The following is a 24,208-nucleotide window of genomic DNA, read 5'->3' on the forward strand; positions in this document are numbered from 1 at the left end:
TGTGAATAAGGCTACCGAGGTGCCGGGGGCTGGCCCATCAGACGTAGCCACCATACGCATTTCGATTATGTCCGCCTCGCAGGTGAGAACCGTCTAAGCCCGATTGCCACCTTGCCCGCGTCAACAGCCGAACACAGACTGTTTGGCGTGTGTGCCAGAACCGCGTTCATGTGGAGAATCTGGAGGCACATCGGCTGAGGGGGTGTTCCCACATGCATCATATGCGCCGGGACGAACTGGCCACGATCACGCGCCTTAGACCGCATAGACGCACTTCTGGTCGGCAGCCGCTCGCCCTAGTGGACCGCAGCGCAAGAATCGCCGTCGTACACGATTGGTGCCCAAATTTTCGCGGTGGTGAGCGTGTGCTTGCCCGCATATGCAAGCTTTTCCCAAATGCAGAGGTCTTCACTCTATTCGACTTTCTGCCGAAGGACATAAAGGAGCAGTATTTTCACGATGTCACGTTTCATTCCTCGGCCGCCAACCGATGGCCAATGGTGCAAAAATATTATCGCTCCCTGTTTTTTCTTTGCCCTTTTCTCATCGAGCAGTTCGATGTCACCGGCTATGATGCCGTCATCTCGTCCTCCGCCGCTTTCGCGCGCGGAGTTCTAACCCGGCCTGACCAACCACATTTATGCTACGTACACAGCCCCATCCGCTACGCGTGGGACGAACAGTTTTCCTATCTTGCGCAGGGCCGTCTCGGATTTGGCCCGAAGGGCCTGCTCTTCCGCTACATGCTGCATAATCTGAGGACCTGGGACACCCGAACCGCCCACGGGCCCGATCTCATGTTGGCCAATTCGAGCTATGTGCGCTCCCGTATCCAGCGAATCTACGGCCGGGGAGCTCAGGTCGTCTTTCCGCCGGTTGCCCTCGACGAACTTGAATTCATCGCCTGCAAAGACGACTATTACGTTACGGCCTCTTTTCTCGCGCCCTACAAGCGGACGGACCTTGTCATACGGGCATTCAACGACATGCCCTCGAGGCGATTGGTCGTGGTAGGAGAGGGGCAGCAGTCGCAGAGCCTGCGGGGCATGGCCAGCTCCAACGTCAGCTTCACAGGATATTTGCCCCGGCAGGAATATGTGAGGACGGTCGCCAGGGCCAAGGCGATGGTGTTTGCTGGATGCGAGGATTTCGGAATAGCTCTGGCGGAAGCACAAGCATGCGGTACGCCACTGATCGCTTTCGGCCGTGGCGGCGCGCGCGATATCGTGCAGCCGTTCGGCGAAGCCGAGCTTCCAACTGGTATTCTCTTTGGCAGCCAGGCGGTGGAGTCGCTCAAGGAGGCCATTCACGTTTTTGAGCAGAACCAGCCGGCGATCACACCGCAGGCGTGCCGATCGAATGCGGACAGATTTTCCGAAGACCGCTTCGACATGGCGATCCTGAAGGCGCTTGCAGTGGCGCAGGCCGCCCACGTCAGGCGATAGATACGGCAACCGGCCCGCCGGATGGCTTAGACAATCCGTCCAAAACGGCCATTATCTCGAGATATCGGCCAGCCGACGCCTTCCACTGGAAATTCGACGCTCGCATCCTGCCGAGGCCGATCATTTCATCGCGCATGTGAGGCATGTTGCGCACCCGCATGAAACGGTCGAACCAAGCTTCGGCGTCGTCGGGAGAAGCGTAAAGAGCCGCTTCACCGCAGATTTCCGGCAAACTGGCACGATTGGAAACAATGACGGGGCAACCGGTGGCCATGGCTTCGAGCGGAGGCAGACCAAAGCCCTCTATGAAAGAGGGGAACGCAAGGCACAGGCAGTCCTGGAGCAGCGCCGCCAATTCCTCATCCGACAGTCTTCCCAGCCAAATGACATTCCTGGCCGGTTCTTTCCGGCCGGCGGTCTTGAAAACGCGCGCGTCGGACATGCCTACCACCGCTATTCGTAACCCCACCGCGGCAAGCCTTTCGGCCATGCCGATGATCAGCCCGGTGTTCTTGTGAGGAATAGCGCTTCCCATGACGACAATCGTGTCCCGCCCAGCAACGGCCCGAGTCCTTTGGGAATGCCCCGGCTTCCACGAGGCTGCGTGCTCGTGCCCGTTTGGGATCACCATGATCTTGCCCGGTCCGCATATTCGATGACGGACGAGCTCGCCGGCAGAGTAGCGCGAGACCGTCGCGACCGCCGCGACTCTCCTCCCCAAAGCAGGCAGTAAGGTGCGGTAGAGCAGCCGGAACGGGAGCGAATAGCTCTGCGGGTAGGTTCGCGTGTTGACATCATGGATGCAAAGGATCTGCTTTCGGACGCTCAAGGGGCCTGTATTGCAGAAGCTGAGAAGTCCACCTCGAACGTGAGCTGCAAGCGCTGCCTGCTCCCAGAAGTGGCCGTGCATAGGAGCAATGGCAGTGGCGCGCGTTGAGATTGCTTTTAAGGAAGGGACCTTTGCCTCGTGAGGAACGAGCAATTCGATCTTGAGCTTGCTGGCGAGGAGGGGCTGCTCGACGAGAAGTTCGTCCAAGGCACGCACGATCTCATAAGCGTATCGCTGAACGCCCGTAAGAGTCTGCGCCAGAAAGCGTCCGTTAATCGTCCATGAGCGTTCCATAGTCCGCCACCGCGTGCGTTACACCGCGTCCGAGCCTACCCCAAACCATCCGCATTTTCTTCCCAGCCGCCGTCAGTCCTTGGAGTAAGGACCGGCGCTCGCTGGTTTGTCCTTGACGCGGCCAGGCAACCCTCGTTCCGGCGAAAGGCTCACCACGTCACCACCCTTTGGATAGCGCGCTTACTCATTGGCGTTAGACTCGGTGTAGGTCGCAGGAAGATGGCCGCCGGGCATGCCACCTTTACCTCCAATGGATTCGTTTCGAAGGCGCGCATGTGGAGGTATTTTCCAAGAGGTTAGGTTTAAGGACACAAGCCGACGGCATAACGCTTCCACGTAGACGATAAAAGGGCTCGAGCGATTGATGGGAAGTTGAACGGCCGGCGCCCAAATTGTCATTGGATGCTCCATTGCGTGTTCGGTGAATGTCGTCCGGTGGAGTAGCAAGCATGACCGATATCGGGGGCGCTCGCCCGGTTGACCAGCAGAATACTCGTGCGAAATCGGCGCCGCGGCATGGAGGCGACGAGGGGGTACCGGCCCTCGCGGCTCCTATTCGGAATCGGAGCCATGACTGGACCATCAACGGGGACTTTCTCGCTTTGCGGCCGACTGGTGTGGCCCGCTATGCGCGAGAAGTGACTTTGGCGCTCGACGCGTTAATAACGGAACGTCATCCGATGACCCGTGGGCTCCAGTTTTCGATTGTGGCCCCTTGCGAACCGCCTGGAGACCTCCCCTTGGAGTCGATCCCGCTGCGTGTGGTGCCCGAATACAGTCGACCTCGGCTGCCGCAGTTCTGGGTGCAGGCGCAATTGCCATTCTATGTAAGGGGCGGCTTGCTGAGCTTCTGCAATCTCGCACCGGTAGCTGTACGGCGGCAAATCGTATGCATTCACGATCTACACACCAGATTGATGCCGCAAAGCTACGGGCGAGGATTTCGCTTGGCGCACAGATTGATACTTCCAACATTGGGCCGCAGAGCGTCGGCGATCACTACAGTATCGAGTTTCTCACGCGATCACATCGCCGGCTTTGGCGTGGCTCCTTTCGAGAAGATTACTGTTACCTACAATGGAAGTGATCATGTAGCGCGCTGGGATGCGGCGCGGTCGTCAATCGATCTGGGGCAGCGGCCTTTTGTCTTCTGCCTTGGCCAGAGCCAAAAGTACAAGAATGTGGAACTTCTGTTGAAACTTGCCCCAACCTTGGATCGGCTGGGGCTGGATCTTTGTATGGCTGGAGATGTTGGTGCCGCTTTGCTGAAACGATTGGTCCCGCAGCAGCCATCGAATCTCCGCCTGCTGGGCCGCATCAGTGACGACGACCTCGCCAAAGCACTTTCGCATGCATTGTGCTTCCTTTTTCCATCCCGCATCGAAGGGTTTGGTTTGCCAGCCGTTGAAGCCATGGCACTTGGTTGCCCCCTGATTGCTTCGACTGCCCCCTGTCTTCCAGAGGTGTGTGGGGATGCTGCCCTCTACGCTGGCCCGGCAGATGCCGGATCATGGATTTCGGCCGTCCGCCGGCTTTGCAACGACGACAGTCTACGCCGCTACTTGGCAGAAAAGGGCAGAGCAAGGGCTGCGACTTATTCATGGCGCCGAATTGCTGAGGCGTATCTGCTCCTGATCGCGGACATCGGCTCATGCTAATCACATCCTGCGCGCGAACCCGCCGCACCGTCTGCATGACGCGCTGCCTTCACCAGGCTCCATGACGCCCAATCTCCCTTTTGTGGATTCCTCATCATTGGACTTCATCCGCGTCGACCATTCGGCAGTCAGGCAGCCACGATTGAGCGCAATCGCCTCAGACTTCGGGCCCAAACACGGCGGCTTCACCTTCCGCAGCGACGCAGGGTTTTAGCGAGCAAGCAGGGACCCAACTGAGTACTTCGCAAAAACGTGAGATTGCGTCGACGCTCGGTTACAACTCACTATGCGAGACAAGACCTCACAAAAGGGGGGAGCGCGTACCGATTTCGCATTAGCTCGGATTAGCAATCTTACGTTGTGGCACACTCCGTATATTATGCAAGTGTAAAGAAAGGGGGTCCCCCGCAAATGACAGTTGCGTCTGAAGCGTTTGCTCGGGTTCTGGAAACCTCGATACTCCGGGTTGCGCTCGACGAAAGCGATAAATCCCACTTCGGATCCCTGGGCTTCATTCCTAAGCGTTACCCCGCGCATGCCGTGATTACCCGACAGGGAGACGAGGAGGATCGCATCTTCGTCGTCCATTCCGGTTGGGGCTGCGTTTCCACAAATCTGATAAATGGCGAGCGGCAGATCCTTGATTTCCCCCTGAAAGGAGAGGTTGTAGCCTCTCGAGCCTTCGAGGGCGAAGGTTTGGAATCATTCACGGCCCAGACCGAGCTCATGCTATTTGAGGCGCCCGCCAAGGCGATCTCGTCAGGCCTCGCCCATTCCACGAGCCTTGCCGTTGGCCTACTCGGGGCGATCGCCCGCGAAAAAGCAATTCTTTCTCAGCACTTGACCAATCTTGGCAGAAGAAGTGCCCTGGTCCGTACCGCTCATTTTCTCCTTGAGCTGGGTACGCGCCTGCAGAAGGCGGATGCTGCAAAAACCCATGAGTTTGAATGCCCCCTAACCCAATATGATCTTGCGGCCGCACTCGGGGTAACCGCGATCCATGTCAACCGGATGCTGCGCGAATTGAGACAGAGGGGCTACCTGGATTTCCGACAGGGTTCCGTTCATTTGCTGAACAAAAAAGGCCTAGAGCACTTCGCAGACTTCGACCCAGGTTACCTCCGTTTGCCCGGTGAGACATGAAATGCGAATGCGAGATCAAGATGTTTGGGCTAACCCAGAATGGGTATAGTGGGAGCGACTTGCAAATCTGTAAAGTAACCTATAATTGCACAATATATTATATTTCTCCTCTATAAACCAAATAATAGCGCATATTAACTTATGTTAATGAATGATGACGGTTTAAGGCTTATTCTCGTTTTCTATTGGGGATTGGCGCTCTACCGGCGCCGTTTCAAAAAATGACATTTTTATGTAGCGGGTGACGTGAACCGTTCAGCGCCACCTCCTCATTTATTACGCCCGACTAATGTTGTGGTGGGGGTGTACCATGCATTCATTGACTCGAATTCACGAAAATGCCGCGCTCGAAGTCCATAGGCTGAGCTCATCCCGTCCTGGCAAGGCAACGAGTGAAACGCATAACAACACGGCAGCGGGCCCGGCTCTGCTCCTGCTGGACAACCGCACGCTCGATAGGGAATGCCTGTCCCAGTGTCTCGTGCTGCATGGTATGGGCATGCAAGTCTTAGCCTATGGTTCAATTGATGAATGGCGGAAGGACAAAGAACTTCATCCGCCCATCGCGGCAATCCTGTTGAATATCGGTGGTAGAAAGGCTGTCGATACCAGCAATGCGGCCGAAATCTCGGATCTGGTAAGGGAATTTGATCCGACCCCCGTCGTGCTCCTATCCGACCGGGATGAACTGCCTCAAATCCTCAGGGCACTTGAGTGCGGAGTCAGGGGCTATATACCATCCTCGATCGGCTTTGACGTCTGTGTGCAAGCCGTCAATCTGGCGCGAGCCGGCGGCATATTCGTCCCCGCCAGCAGCGTCTTGACCACGCGAATGGACATGGTCGCTGGCGGGGAAGTGCCACGGCCTATGGCGGGGATGTTCACGCAGCGCCAGGAAGAAGTCATCCATGCGCTCAGGCGCGGCAAGGCGAACAAGATCATTGCCTACGAGCTCAATCTGCGTGAGAGCACCGTAAAGGTCCACATCCGGAACATCATGAAAAAGCTGAAGGCTACGAACCGGACTGAGGTTGCTTACAAACTCAGCGATATGTTCGTCGTCGAGGGTGGAGCAGGGGACAAGCCGGGGCTGCCGCAACCACGATCCTGTTAATGGTTCCAACAATTGGCGGTGCGCGAGGCGGTGCAGATGAATTTTGCTCGTTTTGAATCGGCGTCGGCAAATGGGCCGGCCCAAGAATCCGGACCCGACAAATTTACCTATGAGACGAGCCCGCTGATACGGGCGACGGGGTTTCGGGAATACGATGCGCGGTGGTGGTTCGGGCGCTCCGATTGCGGGAAGGCGCCGGAACTTAACCTGATGGGCGCTCAGGCACTGGGCATGGGGCTCGGCACATTCATCCAGCGCTCGGGCGCCGGTCCGGAGATCGTGACCGGGCACGACTTCCGTTCCTACTCGCTTGGCATCAAGCTGGCATTGGTTTGCGGGCTGATGGCCGCAGGCGCCCGGGTCAGGGACGTCGGCCTGGCATTGTCTCCGATGGCCTATTTCGCGCAGTTCGCACTCGATGTCCCGTCGGTCGCGATGGTGACGGCCTCGCACAACGAGAACGGGTGGACCGGCGTCAAGATGGGCATGGCCCGGCCGCTGACCTTCGGGCCGCAAGAGATGGCGGAGTTGAGAAGGATCGTACTGGAAGCTGACTTCGACCTGACCGGCGGCGGAGCCTATGAGTTCGTTCCTGACTTCCGTCGGCGCTATATCGACGATCTGACCCGCGGCAGGCGCATTGGCCGGAAGCTGAAGGTCGTTGCCGCCTGCGGCAACGGAACAGCCGGCGCTTTTGCGCCTGATGTGCTGCAGCGGATCGGCTGCGAGGTGATCCCGCTCGACTGCGATCTGGACCATTCCTTCCCCCGCTATAATCCCAATCCCGAGGACCTGAAGATGCTCCATGCCATCCGGGACAAGGTCTTGGAGAGCGGCGCCGATGTCGGGCTGGGCTTCGACGGCGATGGCGATCGCTGCGGGGTGGTCGACAACGAGGGCAGCGAGATCTTCGCCGACAAGATCGGTGTGATGTTGGCACGGGATATTTCCGCTTCGAATCCTGGTTCGGTTTTCGTGGTCGACGTCAAATCGACAGGGCTTTTCGCGAGCGATCCGGTGCTGAAGGCGAACGGTGCGCGCACCGACTACTGGAAGACCGGCCATTCCTATATCAAACGAAGGGTCGCTGAATTGGGTGCCATTGCGGGCTTCGAGAAGTCGGGGCACTTCTTCTTCAATGCGCCTCTCGGGCGCGGGTATGACGATGGGTTGATCACCGCGATCTCGATCTGTGAGATGCTCGACCGCAGTCCGAACAGAAGCATCGCCGAGATCTACCGGGCACTGCCGATGACCTGGAGCTCACCAACCATGTCGCCACATTGCGCCGATGAAGTGAAGTATGCCGTGGCTGAACGGGTGGTGGACCGGTTCCGGGCGATGCAGCGGGACGGAGTTCCTGTCGCAGGACAGATGATTGCCGATCTCGTCACCGTCAACGGCGTGCGCGTGGTGAACGAGGACGGCACCTGGGGACTGGTGCGGGCATCCTCCAACAAGCCGGAGCTTGTCGTCGTGGTCGAAAGCCCGGTCTCGGAAGCACGCCAGCGCGCCATGTTCGAGGCGGTCGACTGCGTACTCAGGGAAAATCCGGAGGTCGGCGCCTACAACCAGACCATCTAGCCGGAAGCGAGCAAGGGAAGAGGGCGAAGTTATGCCGGAACGGATTTCCTGCTTCGTGATGAGCGGCGGTGTCGGCTCGCGGCTTTGGCCACTCTCACGCGAGGACAATCCGAAGCAATTCCATGACCTTGCTGGCCACGGCTCAATGCTGGTCAACACCGTGCGGCGGCTGAAGGCCCGACCGGCTGGGGACACGCCAGTCCACGTGATCGCGTCGGAGCGCCATTCTGAGCGGGTGCGTGCCGACCTGGCCGGCATCGATTTGGCGGGTGGTCACGCGATCTTCGAGCCGGTTGGCCGCAATACGGCTGCCGCGGTCGCGGTGGCTGCACTCGAGACGATTGCCACCCATGGCGACGGACTGGTCCTAGTTGTGCCCTCCGACCACGAGATTTCGACCGAGGAGCAGTTCTGGAATACAGTGGAAAAGGGCGTACCGGCGGCCGAAGCCGGCAGACTTGTTGTCTTCGGCATCCCGCCGGACTCGCCGGAAACTGGGTACGGCTACATAGAGTCGGTTGGGAAGGGCAATGTTCGTGATGTCGCCCGCTTTGTTGAGAAGCCTGGACTGGAGATGGCGAAAGCCTATGTCGCCTCCGGAACCTTTTTCTGGAACGCCGGAATTTTTCTGTTCCGCGCCGGCGCTATGCGCGCGGCTTTCCGCGAGCATCAGGCCGCGATCTGGCAAAAGACAGAGTGCGCCTTCGCGGCGGCGGCGACCGAGGTGTCGGGCACCTACCTTCCAATCGAGCAATATTCGACAATCCCCTCTGCCTCGATCGACTATGCGATCATGGAGCATGCGAGCGGCATCGCGATGGTGCCGGCGAACTTCTATTGGAGCGACCTCGGCTCCTGGCAGTCGCTGCTCGATATCAGCCCTACCGACGGGAACGGCAATGTGGTGCTCGGCGACGTCGTCGCAATCGATTGCGAGCGCTCCTACCTGCGCAGCCAGGGTCGGCTGCTCTCGGTCATCGGTCTCCGAGACGTCGCGATCGTGTCCACGGCTGACGCCACCTTCGTGGCGCCAGTCGCTAAGAGCCAGGAGGTCAAGCGCATCGTCGAACAACTAGAGAAGAGCGGGCGTTTGGAGACGAAGTTCACCCCGGCTCACGCTCGCGTGCTGCAGCCGGGTGCCTGGCGTGAGCGGGTCGCTCACTGGTTGTTCGAGGAAACGCTGCCGCTGTGGTCTACGGCGGGTGTCGACGAGCGCCATGGCGGCTTCCACGAAGCCCTGAGCTTTGAGGCTGCGCCGCTGATGAAGCCCAAGCGTATGCGCACCATGGCCCGTCAGGTCTACGCCTTTTCCGTGGCAAAGCTACGCGGCTGGGACGGCGATGCCGACGGGCTGATTGCCCATGGCATTGCATTCATGGAGAAAGGCCGAACTCAACGCGGCGGTTGGGCGCGAGTACTTCAGGAAGACGGCACGATCGCCGATGCGTGTGAGGATGCCTACGATCATGCCTGTGTCCTGTTGATGCTCGCTCACGCATACCAAGCCGGCAATCCAGACGCTCTGCGGCTCGGCCAGGAGACCTTCGCCTTTCTCGACGAGCACCTGGAGGATGACAGGCTAACCGGTTTCCTGGAGACATCAGACGGTACCGAGCTGCGCCGGAGCAACCCTCATATGCATCTTCTCGAGGCCTTCCTCGCGTGGTACGCAGCAACGGGCGAGCGGGGTTACCTGCGCCGGGCTGCCCGCATCATCGATCTGTTCCGCAGCCATTTCTTCGATACTGAAAGCTGGACGCTCGGCGAATATTTCGACGAGGCCTGGAATCCGGCCGTCGGTCAAAAGGGCCAGTGGACCGAGCCTGGCCATCATTTCGAATGGGCCTCGCTTCTCGTCGAGTTTGCCGCAAAAAGTAGGCAGACGGATCTGATCGCTTTTGCCCGCAAGCTCTACGCTTCCGCGATAGCAACTGGGCTCAATCGGTCCACAGGACTGGCTTACGGCGCGGTGTCCCGCGCCGCCCTCCCTCTTGACCTCATCTCGCGCAGTTGGCCGCAGGCCGAGGCGGTCAAAGCCGCGCTCGCGCTTGAAGGCACGGGTGGGCCGGATCTCAAGCCGGAGATCGAGGCGCGTGTCGGCCGCCTGTTCCGTTGGCATATCGACCCGGCGCCGCTCGGCATGTGGATCGATCGCGTCGACGAGAAGGGCAGCGCCGTTGCGACTGAAGTGCCAGCTTCCATATTCTATCACCTCGTGACTGCCCTCATGCAGTATCTCGATAAGACGGAAGAAGCTGTCTATCGATCGCCTTCATTTCCTCAAAGCATTAATGCCGCAGAGCCTTTAGCGGCGCTCAATAGGGAAACCGTGTGATGAAACGACGAAGCGGTACCGACTAGGTACGCTGCACGCGTTCAACGAGTGGAGGCTCTGTTGAGCTCTTGCTAGTGACGGACAAGATTTTGTCGGCTCCCCGGGGAAGATGGTCTCCACATCACAAGGAGTATTATGTGAGCTTTCGCTCATATGGCTTGTTGATGCGGTTGCTTATCACTGCGGGCCAAAATGGTTCTTCGTAACCGGTGCGCTGGTCACAGAAGTTGTGCCGTGTGTAATCGTGGGGCGACGGCCGGGCTTCTAATCCGACACCGGGCCGTGCCAGTCCGAATCCAAGCACGAGAAGTTCGGCGATGCCACGCCGTTTCTGGTGGGCCAGATGCAGAGAAGCACCAATGCAATTCAACCTGATGATGGATAGGAGGCGGACAACAGCCGGCACCTCATGCAGCTCAGTACATCCGTGGTCAACGGCACGAGGGTGACTTCTAATCTGCGCATTGATTGTGACGGTCGCAAGCGAACGCAGTACGTAATTGGGCGTAGCGAGCGTTTCGCGACCAGGCGTGCGGCGACGTTGATGGTATCGCTGTAGGCGCTGTAGTCGAAAAACTTTCTCCTCCGAAATTGCCAACGCCGGCGGTTCCGACGTGGGCTCCAATGCGCGTGTGGCCGTGAGATTCGTCTTTCTTTGACAGTGCTCACGGAAGGAGCATGCGAATGCGTCAAGCTCGAGCGAGCAGGCAACAGCACGCGTGGCATGGTCCGGCTGATCGGAAGGAGTCCCGAAAGGCACGTGGAGCGAGTCGCCAATGATCTTTGCCACACTACCGTCACGGGCAAATGCAATGTCCGTCATTCCGGCTATGTACTCCACGACGCGGATTATACTATCTAGAAAGAGATAGTTAAATAGGCTAGCCTGCAACCGAGAAGCTGTATCGGCCCTGGCAGGCCGATCGGTTTGAGGGCGCAATATACGTCGCTGGCGCGACGTACCTGGACAGGTCTGGAGACATCAGTGGCGATCATGTTCGTCAGAGCGCAGGTGATCGGCAGGGGAGCGGGACGCAGCATCGTCTCGGCCGCCGCCTATCGCCATCGCACCCGGATGATAGACGAGCAGGCCGGAACCTCGTTCAGCTATCGCGGCGGCGCCTCTGAACTGGTGCATGAGGCGCTGGCGCTGCCGGACGATATCCCCGCCTGGCTGAAGGCGGCGATCGACGGGCAATCGGTCGCCAAGGCGAGCGAGGCGCTCTGGAATGCGGTTGAGGCGTTCGAGACGCGGGCGGACGCGCAGCTGGCGCGCGAGCTGATCATCGCTTTGCCGGAAGAGCTGACGCGGGCGGAGAACATTGCGCTGGTGCGTGAGTTCGTCCGGGACAATTTGACGTCGAAAGGCATGGTCGCCGACTGGGTCTATCACGACAAGGACGGCAATCCGCACATCCATCTGATGACCGCGCTGCGTCCGCTGACCGAGGAGGGGTTCGGGCCGAAGAAGGTCGCGGTGACCGGCGAGGACGGCGAGCCGCTGCGTGTCATCACGCCGGACAGGCCGACCGGCAAGATCGTCTACAAGCTCTGGGCCGGCGACAAGGAAACGATCAAGGCCTGGAAGATCGCCTGGGCGGAAACCGCCAACCGGCATCTGGCGCTTGCCGGCCATGAGATCCGCCTCGATGGCCGCTCCTATGCCGAGCAGGGCCTCGACGGCATCGCACAGAAACATCTTGGGCCGGAGAAGGCGGCGCTCGCCCGCAAGGGCATCGCGATGTATTTTGCGCCGGCCGATCTCGCCCGCCGGCAGGAAATGGCCGACCGGCTGCTGGCCGAGCCTGAGCTTCTCTTGAAGCAGCTTGGCAACGAACGCTCCACCTTCGACGAGAGGGATATCGCCAGGGCGCTGCACCGCTATGTCGACGATCCCGTCGATTTTGCCAATATCCGGGCGCGGCTGATGGCGTCCGACGATCTGGTGCTGCTGAAGCCGCAGCAGGTCGATGCCGAGACCGGCAAGGCGAAGCAGCCGGCGGTGTTCACCACGCGGGAGATGCTGCGCATCGAATATGACATGGCGCGGTCGGCTGAGGTGCTGTCAAAGCGCAAGGGCTTCGGCGTCTCCAACGCGCGGGTCGCCGCAGCCGTTCGAAGCATCGAAACGGCTGATACCGAAAAGCCCTTCCGGCTCGATCCCGAGCAGGTCGATGCGGTCCATCATGTTACGCGTGACAATGCCATCGCAGCCGTCGTCGGTCTTGCCGGCGCCGGCAAGTCGACGTTGCTGGCGGCGGCCCGCCTCGCCTGGGAAGGCGACGGCCGGCGGGTCATCGGCGCGGCACTGGCCGGCAAGGCGGCCGAGGGGCTGGAGGACAGTTCCGGCATCAGATCGCGCACGCTGGCTTCCTGGGAACTGGCCTGGGAAAGCGGACGCGAGACACTCCAGCGTGGCGATGTGCTGGTGATCGACGAGGCCGGCATGGTGTCGTCGCAGCAGATGGCGCGGATCCTGAAAGCGGTGGAAGACGCCGGCGCGAAAGCCGTGCTGGTCGGCGACGCCATGCAGCTGCAGCCGATCGAGGCGGGTGCGGCGTTCCGGGCGATCAGCGAACGGATCGGCTTTGCCGAACTTGCCGGCGTGCGCCGCCAGCGTGATGCGTGGGCGCGCGATGCCTCGCGTCTCTTTGCCCGCGGCAAGATCGAAGAGGGTCTCGATGCCTATGCGCAGCAGGGCCGCATTGTCGAGACCGAAACCCGCGCCGAGATCGTTGACCGCATCGTTGCCGATTGGGCCAATGCCCGCCGTGACTTGCTTCAGAAATCCGCCGACGGCGAACATCCGGGCCGCCTTCGCGGCGACGAGCTGCTGGTTCTCGCCCACACCAACGATGATGTCCGGAAGCTCAACGAGGCCCTGCGCAACGTCATGATCGGCGAGGGCGCGCTTGCAGGGGCGCGGGAATTCCAGACGGCGCGTGGGCTTCGTGAGTTCGCCGCCGGCGACCGGATCATCTTCCTGGAAAACGCCCGCTTCGTTGAGCCGCGGGCACGGCGGCTTGGACCGCAATACGTGAAGAACGGCATGCTCGGCACGGTCGTTTCGACCGGCGACAGACGCGGCGATACGCTGCTGTCGGTGCGCCTCGACAGTGGCCGCGACGTCGTCATCAGCCAGGACAGCTATCGCAATGTCGATCACGGCTATGCCGCGACCATTCATAAATCGCAAGGGTCGACCGTCGACCGCACCTTCGTGCTCGCCACCGGCATGATGGACCAGCATCTGACCTATGTGGCGATGACCCGCCATCGCGACCGCGCCGATCTTTACGCGGCGAAAGAGGACTTCGAGGCGAAGCCCGAATGGGGTCGTAAGCCGCGTGTCGACCATGCCGCCGGCGTCACCGGCGAACTGGTGAAAGAAGGGATGGCCAAGTTCCGGCCCAATGATGAGGATGCGGACGAGAGCCCCTATGCCGACATCAGGACCGACGACGGCACCGTCCATCGGCTCTGGGGCGTGAGCCTGCCGAAGGCGCTTAAGGATGCTGGCGTCGCGGAAGGCGACACGATCACGTTGCGCAAAGACGGCGTCGAGCGGGTCAAGGTCCAGGTTCCGATTGTCGATGAGCAAACCGGTGAGAAGCGCTTCGAGGAACGGCAGGTCGATCGCAATGTCTGGAGCGCAAGCCAGCTGGAAACCGCCGCGGCCCGCCGGGAGCGGATCGAGCGGGAAAGCCATCGGCCGCAACTGTTCGCTGCGCTGGTCGAGCGCCTGTCGCGCTCGGGCGCCAAGACAACGACGCTCGATTTTGAGGATGAGGCCGGTTATCAGGCGCAGGCCCGCGACTTTGCCAGACGGCGCGGGCTTTATCATCTCTCGCTGGTCGCGGCCGGAGTGGAAGAGGAGGTTTTGCGGCGCTGGGCCGGGATTGCCGAGAAGCGGGAGCTGGTGGCCAAGCTCTGGGAGCGGGCGAGCGTTGCGCTCGGCTTTGCGATCGAGCGGGAACGGCGTGTCTCCTACAATGAGGAACGGACCGAAACCCTCTCGACCGGAATTCCGTTGAGTGGAAAACATCTGATCCCGCCGACCACGACATTCTCCCGCAGCGTCGCGGAGGATGCACGTCTTGCGCAGCTCTCCTCGGAGCGGTGGAAGGAGCGGGAGGCGATCCTGCATCCGGTGCTCGCGAAAATCTATCGCGATCCTGATGGCGCGCTGTCGGCGCTGAATGCGCTGGCATCGGACGCCGCCATCGAACCGCGCAAGCTTGCCGACGATCTCGGCAAAGCACCCGACCGGCTTGGCCGCCTGCGCGGATCCGAGCTCGTGGTCGACGGCCGCGCCGCGCGCGACGAGCGCACCGCGGCGACAGTCGCGTTGTCGGAATTGCTGCCTCTGGCACGCGCTCATGCGACCGAGTTCCGCAGAAACGCCGAGCGCTTCGGTATCCGCGAGCAGCAGCGGCGCGCGCATATGTCATTGTCGGTTCCGGCGCTCTCGAAAACGGCGATGGCGCGCTTGGTCGAGATCGAGGCGGTCCGCAAGCAAGGGGGAGACGACGCCTTCAGGACTGCCTTTGCCTTTGCCGTCGAGGACCGCTTGCTGGTCCAGGAGGTCAAGGGCGTCAACGAGGCGCTGACCGCACGCTTCGGCTGGAGTGCCTTCACCGCGAAGGCGGATGTGATTGCCGAGCGCAACATCGCCGAACGCATGCCGGAGGATCTTGCCCCCGAGCGTCGCGAAAAGCTGACGCGCCTGTTCGCCGTCATCAGGCGCTTCGCCGAAGAACAGCACCTTGCCGAGAGACAGGATCGGTCGAAGATCGTCGCCGGCGCCAGTGTCGAGTTGGGGAAGGAAACTTTTGCCGTGCTGCCGATGCTTGCCGCCGTCACCGAGTTCAAAACGCCGGTGGACGAGGAAGCGCGAACACGGGCGCTCTCGGCGGCGCATTATCGCCATCACCGCGTGGCGATCGCCGAAACCGCCAAGCGCATCTGGCGAGACCCAGCAGACGCGATCGGCAAGATCGAGGATCTGATCGTCAAGGGCTTTGCCGGTGAGCGGATTGCGGCGGCCGTTAGCAATGATCCCGCCGCCTATGGTGCGCTGCGCGGTTCCGACCGCATCATGGACAAGTTGCTTGCCGCCGGCCGGGAAAGGAGGGACGCGCTGCAGGCCTTGCCGGAAGCGGCAAGCCGTATCCGTTCCCTCGGCGCGTCCTATGCCAGTGCTCTCGATGCCGAAACTAGAAGTATCACCGAAGAGCGCCGCCGGATGGCGGTTGCCATTCCCGGCTTGTCGCCCGCCGCCGACGACGCGCTGCGTCGGCTGGCGGCGCAGATCAAGAACAAGGACAGCAGTCTCGCCGTGGTCGCTGGCGCGCTTGCTCCCGCCGTCGCCCGAGAGTTCGCCAAGGTCAGCCGCGCGCTCGATGAACGCTTCGGCCGCAACGCCATCTTGCGCGGCGAGACGGACGTCATCAATCGCGTCTCGCCGGCCCAGCGGCGCGCCTTCGAGGCGATGCGGGATCGGCTCCAGGTCTTGCAGCAGACCGTTCGCGTGCAAAGCAGCGAGAAGATCGTCTCCGAGCGGCGCCAGCGCGCGATTAATCAGTCGAGGGGAATCAGGATGTAGACGAGGAAGGAGACATGATTGCAGTCTCTTTCCGCTCGCCGCCGCTACGCAGATGGCGGAGGGCGGCGGCGAATAGGAGCTCTTGCCCGCGCAAATAGTTCTGGTCTTCAACGAATCCACTCGTTCCAGCGCTGAAGCAGCAGTGACGCGTTTGTGCTGATCCATTCGGCGTCCGGCACGACGATATGATCGCGCACGTTGTCGCTTGTGGCATTGTTTCGCGTGCTTCCTCGGACATCATTGCGATAGGCGCACTCCGGTGTGCAGGAAAGCGCTTCGCAGGCCTTCGCCTGGGCTGCTGGCGAGCCCAGCTAGCAGGCAATCAGCTTAAGCACATTATCGCGATAGGTGCGCCTTTCAGGAGCGCTGTCCGGTCCTGCATCGCCTTGGCGCGAGTCTCCATCTGCGCATGCCTCTGGGTAAGCCAGCCGGCTTCTCCTGCCCCGCTCACGCGATACAGCCCGCCGTCCCCGGCCGACGACAGTCACCTGTATTTCCCGCGGCTATGTTGCGGGTGCACCGCGTTGTTGACTTGTCAAATCTACCTATATGTGAATTAAGTATTCAAATAAGAAGATGATCGTTTGGTCCAAGTGGATGGCGTCCACATCCGGTTGCCGCTGCATGAGGGAAGAGTAGATACGCATGACAACAGAATCCGAACTGCCGCTTTCCGGCCTGGTCGTCGTCGATATGAGCCAGTTTCTCTCCGGCCCCTATTGTTCGCTGCGGCTGATGGATCTCGGCGCGCGGGTCATCAAGATCGAGCGGCCGGATGGCGGCGATCTTTCCCGCCGGCTTTACCTGAGCGACACAGAGATCGGCGGCGACTCGACGATTTTCCATGCGATCAACCGCGCCAAGGAAAGCCTTGCGATAGACCTCAAGAACGAGGCCGATCTCGCTGCGCTGAAGCGGCTTCTCGCGCAGGCCGACGTTATGATCCAAAACTTCCGGCCGGGCGTCATCGAAAGGCTGGGGCTGGACTACGAGGCGGTCAGGGCCATCAATCCGCGCATTGTCTATGCCTCAATCAGCGGTTATGGCGAGGAGGGGCCCTGGGTGAAGCGCCCCGGCCAGGATCTCCTGGCGCAGTCGCGCTCGGGCGTCATGTGGCTGAACGGCGACGAAGGGCAGGGGCCGGTTCCCTTCGGGCTCGCCATCGGCGACATGCTGGCCGGCGCCGCCGCCGCTCAAGGGATTCTCGCGGCTCTGGTGCGGCGCGGCATATCCGGCAAGGGAAGCCTCGTCGAAACGAGCCTTCTGGAGGCGCTTGTCGATTTCCAGTTCGAGGTATTGACCACGCATCTCAACGACGGAGGCCGCCTGCCGAAGCGGTCGGCGTTCCGGAGCGCCCATGCCTATCTCGCCGCACCCTACGGCGTCTATGCGGCGAGCGACGGCTATCTCGCGATCGCCATGACGCCGATCCCGAAGCTTGCGGACCTGCTTGAGGTCGACGAACTCGCCCCCTATCGCGACGACCCGTCCTCGTGGTTCACCGAGCGCGACCGCATCAAGGCGCTGATTGCCGCGCGCATCGCGCTGCGCAGCGTGGACGAATGGCTGGCGGTGCTGGAGCCGGCCGACATCTGGTGCGCGCGCGTGCTCGACTGGAACGAACTCCTGGAGAGCGATGGTTTCCAGGTGCTCGACATGCTGCAGACGGTGGTGCGGGAAGACGACGTGTCGATCACCACCACCCGCTCGCCGCTGAGGATCAATGGCCGCCGCCCGCGCGTCGAGCGCGCCGCACCGCGGATCGGCGAGCATGGACGCTCGATCAGGAAGGAGTTCGGCCTATGAGCGTTGTCCTCAAGGGAATGACCTGGAACCACCCGCGCGGCTATGACCCGATGGTGGCCTGCTCGCAATCCTGGCAGGAAAAGACGGGCGTCGAGATCCGGTGGGAGAAGCGGTCGCTGCAGGATTTCGAGGCCTTCCCGGTCGAGACCCTGGCAAGGAACTACGACCTGATCGTCATCGACCATCCGCATGTGGGGCAGATCACCGGCGAGAATTGCCTGCTTCCCCTGGACGTGCAGGGTCGCGAGGCGGAGCGGCAGGCCCTCTCGGCGGCAAGCGTCGGCCCGTCCTATTGGAGCTACGCGTGGAATGAACGCCAATGGGCCTTTCCAATCGACGCCGCGACCCAGGTGCAGGCCTGGCGGCCAGATCGGACGGATCGCCCTCAGACATGGCGGGAGATGCTCGCGCTCGCGCGTCGCGGCGTCGTCCTCTTGCCGCTCCGGCCTCCGCATTCGCTGATGAGCTTTTACACGCTCTGTGGGAATCTCGGTCGGCCTTGCCGCAGCGCCGGGAAGGGGGATCTCGTCGACGCCGAAACGGCCGCCACGGCGGTCGAGCTGCTGCAGGAAATCTCGGCACTGATCGACCCCGCATGCTTCGGTATGGATCCGATCGCGGTGCTCGAGGCCATGGCTGTCGAGGCCTCGCCTGTCGCCTGCGCGCCGCTTATCTACGGCTATGTCAGCTACTCCATTGCCGGCTTTCGCCCGGCGCTCGTCCGCTTCGGCGATTTCCCGACCGTGGACGCCGCCGGGCCCGTCGGCTCGGCGCTCGGTGGGACGGGCATAGCCGTCTCGGCCTTTTCGCAGGCGCCGGGGGAGGCGATCGATTTCGCCTATTGGGTGGCGAGCGGCGGCGTGCAGCGCGGCGTCTATGCGGCATCCGGCGGCCAGCCCGGCCATGGGGATGCTTGGCAGGACGATAAGGTCAATGCGGCGGCCCACGATTTCTACCGCGCGACTCGGGCGACGCTCGAGGGCGCATGGCTCCGGCCACGCCACGACGGCTACATGACGTTCCAGCAGGCGGGCTCGGACCGCCTGAACGAAGGGCTGCGAGGCAGGGAGAGGCCGAGGCTCGTGGTTGAAGAGCTCAACCGGCTGTTTCATGCGAGTTTTCGCTGCGGGTGAAATCGCCCCTCATCCGCCTGCCGGCACCTTCTCGCCGCGGGCGGGGCGAAGGGACTCGCGGCGGCCTCCCGTGCATTATTTCGATCGAGCGCGTGTGTCCTGCTCGTCCCCTCTCCCCGTTTTACGTCGTTTCACGGGAAAAGGGTTAGGGTGAGGGGCAATCTTGACGGTAAAATCTCAAAGCCGCCTCGCAACTCTGTTCGCGTAAAGATTGGATTCAATCTTTCTTGGTAATTTCCCGTTAGCAAGTCTCGTCAGTGGGTCCTGGCGGCGCGGTTGCCGTCGGCTGTTGTATTGCGTGCGGGTCCTCATGCGTCCTTTTTCGGCTGTCTCAGCGATCATCATAACGTGCCTGGTTCTATCGAGCTGCGGCTTCGGGGGAAGCCGGCCGTCGCGGGAGACGACGAGCTCCGTTGTCCGTCCGGCAAGCCCGGTTCCTTCAGCGGCGATCAGTGCGGCCGCCGCGCAAGCGGCGCCTCAGCCGGAGGCGCTTGCCTGGGCGGGAACCGTTCCGCAGCCGCAGGCCTTCATGCCGGCGGAAAGGGCGGTGGGCATGCCGGTTCCGGCCGAGCGCCCCATTGCGATGCTCGCTCCGGAAAATCCCGCGCGCGAGCCACGCGGCCGCTCGCGCGTATACAGCCACAGCTTCCGCGATGCTCATCCGATCAATTTCGGTACCCGGTCGCCGCGCAAGCTCGCCGTTCACGGTGTCGACGTTTCGCGCTGGCAGGGCGACATCAACTGGGCCAAGCTGCGCACGCAAGGCGCCAACTTCGCCTATATCAAGGCGACCGACGGCGGCGATCATCTCGATCCCATGTTCAAGAAGAACTGGCGCCGGGCCGACGAGGCCGGGCTGAAACGCGGCGCCTACCACTTCTTCTACTGGTGCCGCACGGCCGGCGAGCAGGCGGACTGGTTCATCCGCAACGTCCCCCGGGATCCGAGCGCGCTTCCACCCGTCATCGATGTCGAGTGGAACGGCGAGTCGAGCTGCAAGCGGCGCCCGTCGCCCGAGCGGGTGCGGGAAAAGATGCAGGTCTTTATGGACAAGCTGGAGCGCCACTACGGGCAGCGCCCGATCATCTATACCGCACCGGATTTCTACCGCGACAATCTGCAGGGCGCGTTCCCCAATCATCCCTTCTGGCTGCGCTCGGTCGCGGCGCACCCGTCCAAGGTCTATCCCGGACGCAAATGGGTCTTCTGGCAATATTCAGGCTCGGGCCTGTCCCACGGCGTCGACGGGCGGATCGACCTCAACGTTTTCAACGGCAGCGAGGAAGACTGGCACAACTGGGTGGCGGCGCGCTCGAGCTGAGGGAATGAAGTTGACGCCCATCCGTCTACTGCAGGCAAATGACGCGGCCTTCCCCGCACTTGCAAACCTCATGGAGGAAATGCAGACGCATTACCGCGTGGCCTGTCCGCCGCGTGCCGAGATCATCGCGGGGCTCGAAGCCATGCCGCCGGGCGCGGAGATCCTTGTCGCAGAGGAGCGTCGTTCGATGCTTGGTTTTGCCGCCTTCTCCGCGATTTACCCCGGGCCGGGCTTAAAGCCGGGCATCTTTCTGAAGGAACTCTACGTCGGCGGGTCGCAGCGCGGCCGTGGCCTCGGCCGGGCTTTGATGCAGAGGCTCGCCAGCCTGGCGAGGGAGCGCGGGCTCGCGCGCATCGATTGGACGGTGGAGGCGGAAAACACGCGGCTCCTCTCTTTCTATGAAGAGCTGGGCGGTGCACGCAAACCGGACAAGCTCTTCTTCCGGCTCGACGGAGACGCGCTCGCACGGCTGGCGGGCTGAGCCGGCGCGCCACGGCCCGGGGCCTCAGTCGCCCATGCCTTCCGCTTCCGCCATCAGCCATGCTTCGAAGGTCCGCATGGAAGCACTCGGCGCAATGTCTCGCGGTTTTGCGAACCAGTAGCCGTAGCCGCTTCGATATCCAAAGCCGTTCGGATTGACGAGCTTTCCCGCCGCAAGGTCGTCGAGAATAAGACCGCGCGGGATCAAGGCCATTCCCTGTCCGGCAAGTGCCGCCCGGATCACCATCGTGTAATAGCCGAAGCGCGTGGTGTGTCGCACCGCGAGATCGTCCTTGCCTTGACCCCTCGCGAAATAATTCCAGTGCAGCGGCGTCTGCGGGTGCTCCAGCATGATGCCGTCGGCGAGATCCTCGACCGTCTCCGGAGTGCCGTTCTTCTCCCAGTAGGAAGGGGCGCTGACGACAAGAACCTCGCGCCCGAAGAGATAGTTGGTCTCCTCTTCGGCCAGCGGTTCGCTCAGGAAGCGGAATATCGCATCGGGCGTCTGGGACTGGGTAGGAGAAACGAACGTCGTGAACTGCACCTCGATCTCCGGGTGCTGCTCGGTAAAACGAAGGAAGCGCGGCAGCAGCCACCGGTCCCCGAAAATGGGCGGCACCTGCAATCTCAGCACCCGCGGGCCCGGCTTCAGGCGGGCGACGCGAAGGGCGGCGTCCTCCATCGCCTTCAATGCGGTGCGCGCCTGTTCGATATAGATCGAACCGACCTCCGTCGGGATCATTCCGCGCGGCGTTCGGGCGAAAACGGGACTGCCGATCAGGTCTTCGAGCGCCAGCAATTGCTTGCTGACGGCGCTTTGCGACAGCGCCGTGCTTTCGGCGGCAGCGCTCGTCGATCCCCTTTCGGCCACAGCAAGCAGCACCTGAAGCGCGGTCGTCGAAGGCAAGCGCCGCCGTCCAGAAGCCATGAAAATTCCTCCGTCAGGTTCTGCCGATGCGAGATCGCGCTTCGGCTCCGCCCCGTTCCTTGCGCAGACCCTAAATAAGTGCCCGGAGCAAGGCTAGTCGTTTTTGTCATAGCTTGTTGAAATAACTTCGCTTGCCGTGGCATGTGACCCGTGGGAGCTTCTCCGAAATAACGAACAAATAAAGGGAACGAAGATGACCGAGCCCACTCAGCTTTGGGGTGGACGATTCAAGTCCGGACCGTCCGAAGCGCTTGCAAACCTGTCCCGCGCGCCGCGATCTTACTTTCGGCTTTACAAGGAAGATATTGCAGGTTCGCGCGCCCATGCTTCCGAGTTGAAGCGGGCCGGGGTCCTGGACGAGGGTGAATTCTCCGCGATACGCGCGGCCCTGGAAGGCATCGAAGCCGATGTCGGTGCCGGCCGCGAGGAGCCGATTGCGGCTGACGAGGATCTGCATACCTTTCTCGAACGGCTGTTGATGGCGCGCCTCGGCACGCTTGGCGGCAAGCTTCGCGCCGGGCGGTCGCGCAACGACCAGACGGCAAACAATACGCGCCTCTATCTGCGGCGCATGGCGCGGAAGCTCTCCCAAGGCGTGATCGCCATCGAAGAAGCCCTGACCGAGCAGGCATCCCGGCATACGGAGACCGTGATGCCCGGCTTTACCCATCTTCAGCCGGCCCAGCCGGTCGTGCTCGGCCATCACCTGATGGCGCACGCGCAGTCGCTGCTGCGCGACCTGCAGCGCTTTGCCGATTGGGACCGCCGCTTCGATCGCTCGCCTCTGGGTGCGGCCGCGCTCGCCGGATCCGGCATTGCGCGCCGTCCCGACCTCTCCGCCATCGATCTCGGCTATTCGGCCGCTTGCGAGAACTCGATCGACGCCGTCGCCGCGCGCGATCACGTCGCCGAATTCCTCTTCATATGCTCGCTGGTGGCGGTGGATCTCTCGCGGCTTGCGGAGGAGATCTGCCTCTGGAGCACTAAGCAGTTCAGTTGGGTGCGGCTGCATGATTCCTATTCCACCGGCTCCTCGATCATGCCGCAGAAGAAGAACCCCGACGTCGCCGAGCTGACGCGCGGCATGTCGGGCACGCTGATCGGCAACATCGCCGGCTTCCTCGCGACCATGAAGGCGATGCCGCTCGCCTATAATCGCGATCTAGCCGAGGACAAGCGCAGCCTGTTCGAGACGATCGACGTTCTCGAACTGGTCCTGCCCGCCTTTGCCGGTATGGTGGGGACGTTGGAATTCGACGTGGAGAAGCTGCGCGAGGAGGCGCCGAAGGGCTTCACGCTCGCGACCGAAGTGGCCGACTGGCTGGTCGGCCGGGACGTGCCCTTCGCGGAAGCGCACGAGATTACCGGCGCAGTGGTGCGCTTTTGTGAAGAGCGCGGACACGATCTTGCCGGCCTGACGGCGGAGGACCTGCCGGGAATCGATCCGCGGCTTCACCCGGAGATGCTCGCGGCACTCGTGCTCGAAAAGGCGCTTGCGAGCAGAAACGGCTACGGTGCAACGGCGCCGGAGAAGGTTCGCGAGCAGATCGCCCGCTTCGAAACGGCGCTTGCCGAATGCTGCGCCTTCGCCGGCGGCCCGATCGGCGGCGGGGCCTTTGCGGGAGCGAAGGACGGCGCAGAGGAGGCGCGACGCCGATGAATGTGGCAAGCCTCGCAACTCAGCCTTCGGATTCCAAATACGAGATCGCCCACCTGAAACTGGTGCCGAAGCGCCATATCGGACGAATGATCGCGGCGGGCGTAGTGCTCCTGCTGTTTGCAGGCCTGGTGCGGGCCTTCAGCGTCGGGCAGATCGAATGGAGCTATGTCCGCGATTTCTCTTCGCACCCGCCATCCTCGCCGGCCTCTACAACACCCTGCTGATGACCGTTGCCGCCATGGGGCTCGGCATCGTCCTCGGCGTCGTCATCGCCATCATGCGGATTTCAGGCAATCCGGTGCTGTCGTCGATCGCCATCGGCTATATCTGGGTCTTTCGCGGCGCCCCGGCGCTGCTGCAGTTGATGCTGTGGTTCAACCTGGCGCTCATCTTCCCGACGCTCGGCATTCCGGGACTGTTCGAGTTCAGGACGGTCGACGTCATGACGCCCTTCGTCGCGGCCGTCCTCGGGCTCGGCATATCGCAGGGTGCCTATACTTCGGAGGTGGTGCGAAGCGGGCTTCTGTCTGTCGACAGCGGCCAGTACGAGGCTGCGCGCACGATCGGCATGACGCAGATGAAGATGCTGCGCCGGATCGTCCTGCCGCAGGCGATGCGCGTCATGGTGCCGCCGGTCGGCAACGAGGTGATCGGCATGGTGAAGCTGACGTCGCTCGCCAGCGTCATCCAGTATTCCGAGATACTCCACAACGCGCAGATCATCTATTTCGCCAACACCCGCGTACTCGAGCTGCTGTTGGTCGCGAGCTTCTGGTACCTGCTCGTCGTCTCCGTGCTCTCGATCGGGCAGCACTATATCGAGCGTTATTTCGGCCGCGGTTCGAAATCGATCCGCTCGTCCATGTGAGGTCG

General features: G+C 61.9%; 14 protein-coding genes and 1 pseudogene. 13 read left to right on the forward strand and 2 right to left on the reverse strand.

What is annotated here, in order from left to right; genetic code table 11:
- The first annotated feature begins 212 nt into the window (after nt 1–212).
- Nucleotides 213–1,445, forward strand: a complete 1,233-nt coding sequence (locus PZL22_RS06635; protein WP_324280280.1) for a glycosyltransferase family 4 protein — start codon at nt 213–215, stop codon at nt 1,443–1,445.
- Here the strand turns inward: PZL22_RS06635 and PZL22_RS06640 are convergent.
- Nucleotides 1,435–2,568, reverse strand: a complete 1,134-nt coding sequence (locus tag PZL22_RS06640) for a glycosyltransferase family 4 protein (RefSeq protein ID WP_284718323.1) — start codon at nt 2,566–2,568, stop codon at nt 1,435–1,437. The genes PZL22_RS06635 and PZL22_RS06640 overlap by 11 nt on opposite strands.
- Nucleotides 2,569–3,017: 449 nt before the next feature.
- Here PZL22_RS06640 and PZL22_RS06645 point away from each other — a divergent pair, with 449 nt between their 5' ends.
- The 10 genes from PZL22_RS06645 to PZL22_RS06690 all read left to right on the forward strand — a co-directional run bounded on the left by PZL22_RS06645 (nt 3,018) and on the right by PZL22_RS06690 (nt 20,748).
- A complete protein-coding gene (locus PZL22_RS06645; protein ID WP_284718324.1) occupies nt 3,018–4,226 on the forward strand; it encodes a glycosyltransferase family 4 protein in 1,209 nt (402 codons plus the stop codon).
- Nucleotides 4,227–4,637: 411 nt separating this feature from the next.
- On the forward strand, nt 4,638–5,369 hold the full coding sequence (locus PZL22_RS06650; RefSeq protein ID WP_284718325.1) for a Crp/Fnr family transcriptional regulator: 732 nt from the start codon (nt 4,638–4,640) through the stop codon (nt 5,367–5,369).
- 310 nt (nt 5,370–5,679) lie between these two features.
- A complete protein-coding gene (locus PZL22_RS06655; RefSeq protein ID WP_284718326.1) occupies nt 5,680–6,483 on the forward strand; it encodes a response regulator transcription factor in 804 nt (267 codons plus the stop codon).
- 36 nt (nt 6,484–6,519) lie between these two features.
- The gene (locus PZL22_RS06660; RefSeq protein ID WP_284718327.1) at nt 6,520–8,067 is read left to right on the forward strand and encodes a phosphomannomutase/phosphoglucomutase; all 1,548 of its coding nucleotides are present in this window, start codon (nt 6,520–6,522) and stop codon (nt 8,065–8,067) included.
- A gap of 31 nt (nt 8,068–8,098) precedes the next feature.
- Nucleotides 8,099–10,402: an AGE family epimerase/isomerase gene (locus PZL22_RS06665; RefSeq protein WP_284718501.1), complete on the forward strand. Its 2,304-nt coding sequence runs from the start codon at nt 8,099–8,101 to the stop codon at nt 10,400–10,402.
- Nucleotides 10,403–11,387: 985 nt separating this feature from the next.
- The gene (gene traA / locus PZL22_RS06670) at nt 11,388–16,007 is read left to right on the forward strand and encodes a Ti-type conjugative transfer relaxase TraA (protein ID WP_284718328.1); all 4,620 of its coding nucleotides are present in this window, start codon (nt 11,388–11,390) and stop codon (nt 16,005–16,007) included.
- 645 nt (nt 16,008–16,652) lie between these two features.
- On the forward strand, nt 16,653–17,813 hold the full coding sequence (locus PZL22_RS06675; protein ID WP_028005750.1) for a CaiB/BaiF CoA transferase family protein: 1,161 nt from the start codon (nt 16,653–16,655) through the stop codon (nt 17,811–17,813).
- Nucleotides 17,810–18,946 carry an ABC transporter substrate-binding protein gene (locus PZL22_RS06680; protein WP_284718329.1) on the forward strand — a complete coding sequence of 379 codons (1,137 nt, stop codon included), beginning with the start codon at nt 17,810–17,812 and terminating at the stop codon, nt 18,944–18,946. Before PZL22_RS06675 ends, PZL22_RS06680 begins: the two co-directional genes overlap by 4 nt.
- Nucleotides 18,947–19,256: 310 nt before the next feature.
- Complete coding sequence (locus PZL22_RS06685; RefSeq protein ID WP_284718330.1) at nt 19,257–20,267, forward strand: glycoside hydrolase family 25 protein; 1,011 nt, start codon at nt 19,257–19,259, stop codon at nt 20,265–20,267.
- A gap of 4 nt (nt 20,268–20,271) precedes the next feature.
- A complete protein-coding gene (locus tag PZL22_RS06690; protein ID WP_284718331.1) occupies nt 20,272–20,748 on the forward strand; it encodes a GNAT family N-acetyltransferase in 477 nt (158 codons plus the stop codon).
- Nucleotides 20,749–20,772: 24 nt separating this feature from the next.
- On the opposite strand, the gene PZL22_RS06695 is transcribed toward PZL22_RS06690, so the two are convergent.
- The gene (locus PZL22_RS06695; RefSeq protein ID WP_284718332.1) at nt 20,773–21,675 is read right to left on the reverse strand and encodes a LysR substrate-binding domain-containing protein; all 903 of its coding nucleotides are present in this window, start codon (nt 21,673–21,675) and stop codon (nt 20,773–20,775) included.
- A gap of 193 nt (nt 21,676–21,868) precedes the next feature.
- Here PZL22_RS06695 and argH point away from each other — a divergent pair, with 193 nt between their 5' ends.
- Nucleotides 21,869–23,335, forward strand: coding sequence for an argininosuccinate lyase (gene argH / locus PZL22_RS06700; protein ID WP_284718333.1), 1,467 nt, complete (start codon nt 21,869–21,871; stop codon nt 23,333–23,335).
- Nucleotides 23,332–24,203: pseudogene (locus tag PZL22_RS06705) on the forward strand (amino acid ABC transporter permease). Before argH ends, PZL22_RS06705 begins: the two are co-directional and overlap by 4 nt.
- The last annotated feature ends 5 nt before the right edge of the window (nt 24,204–24,208 follow it).

The sequence above is a fragment of the Ensifer meliloti genome (assembly GCF_030064585.1).
In the GTDB taxonomy this organism is placed as follows: domain Bacteria; phylum Pseudomonadota; class Alphaproteobacteria; order Rhizobiales; family Rhizobiaceae; genus Sinorhizobium; species Sinorhizobium meliloti.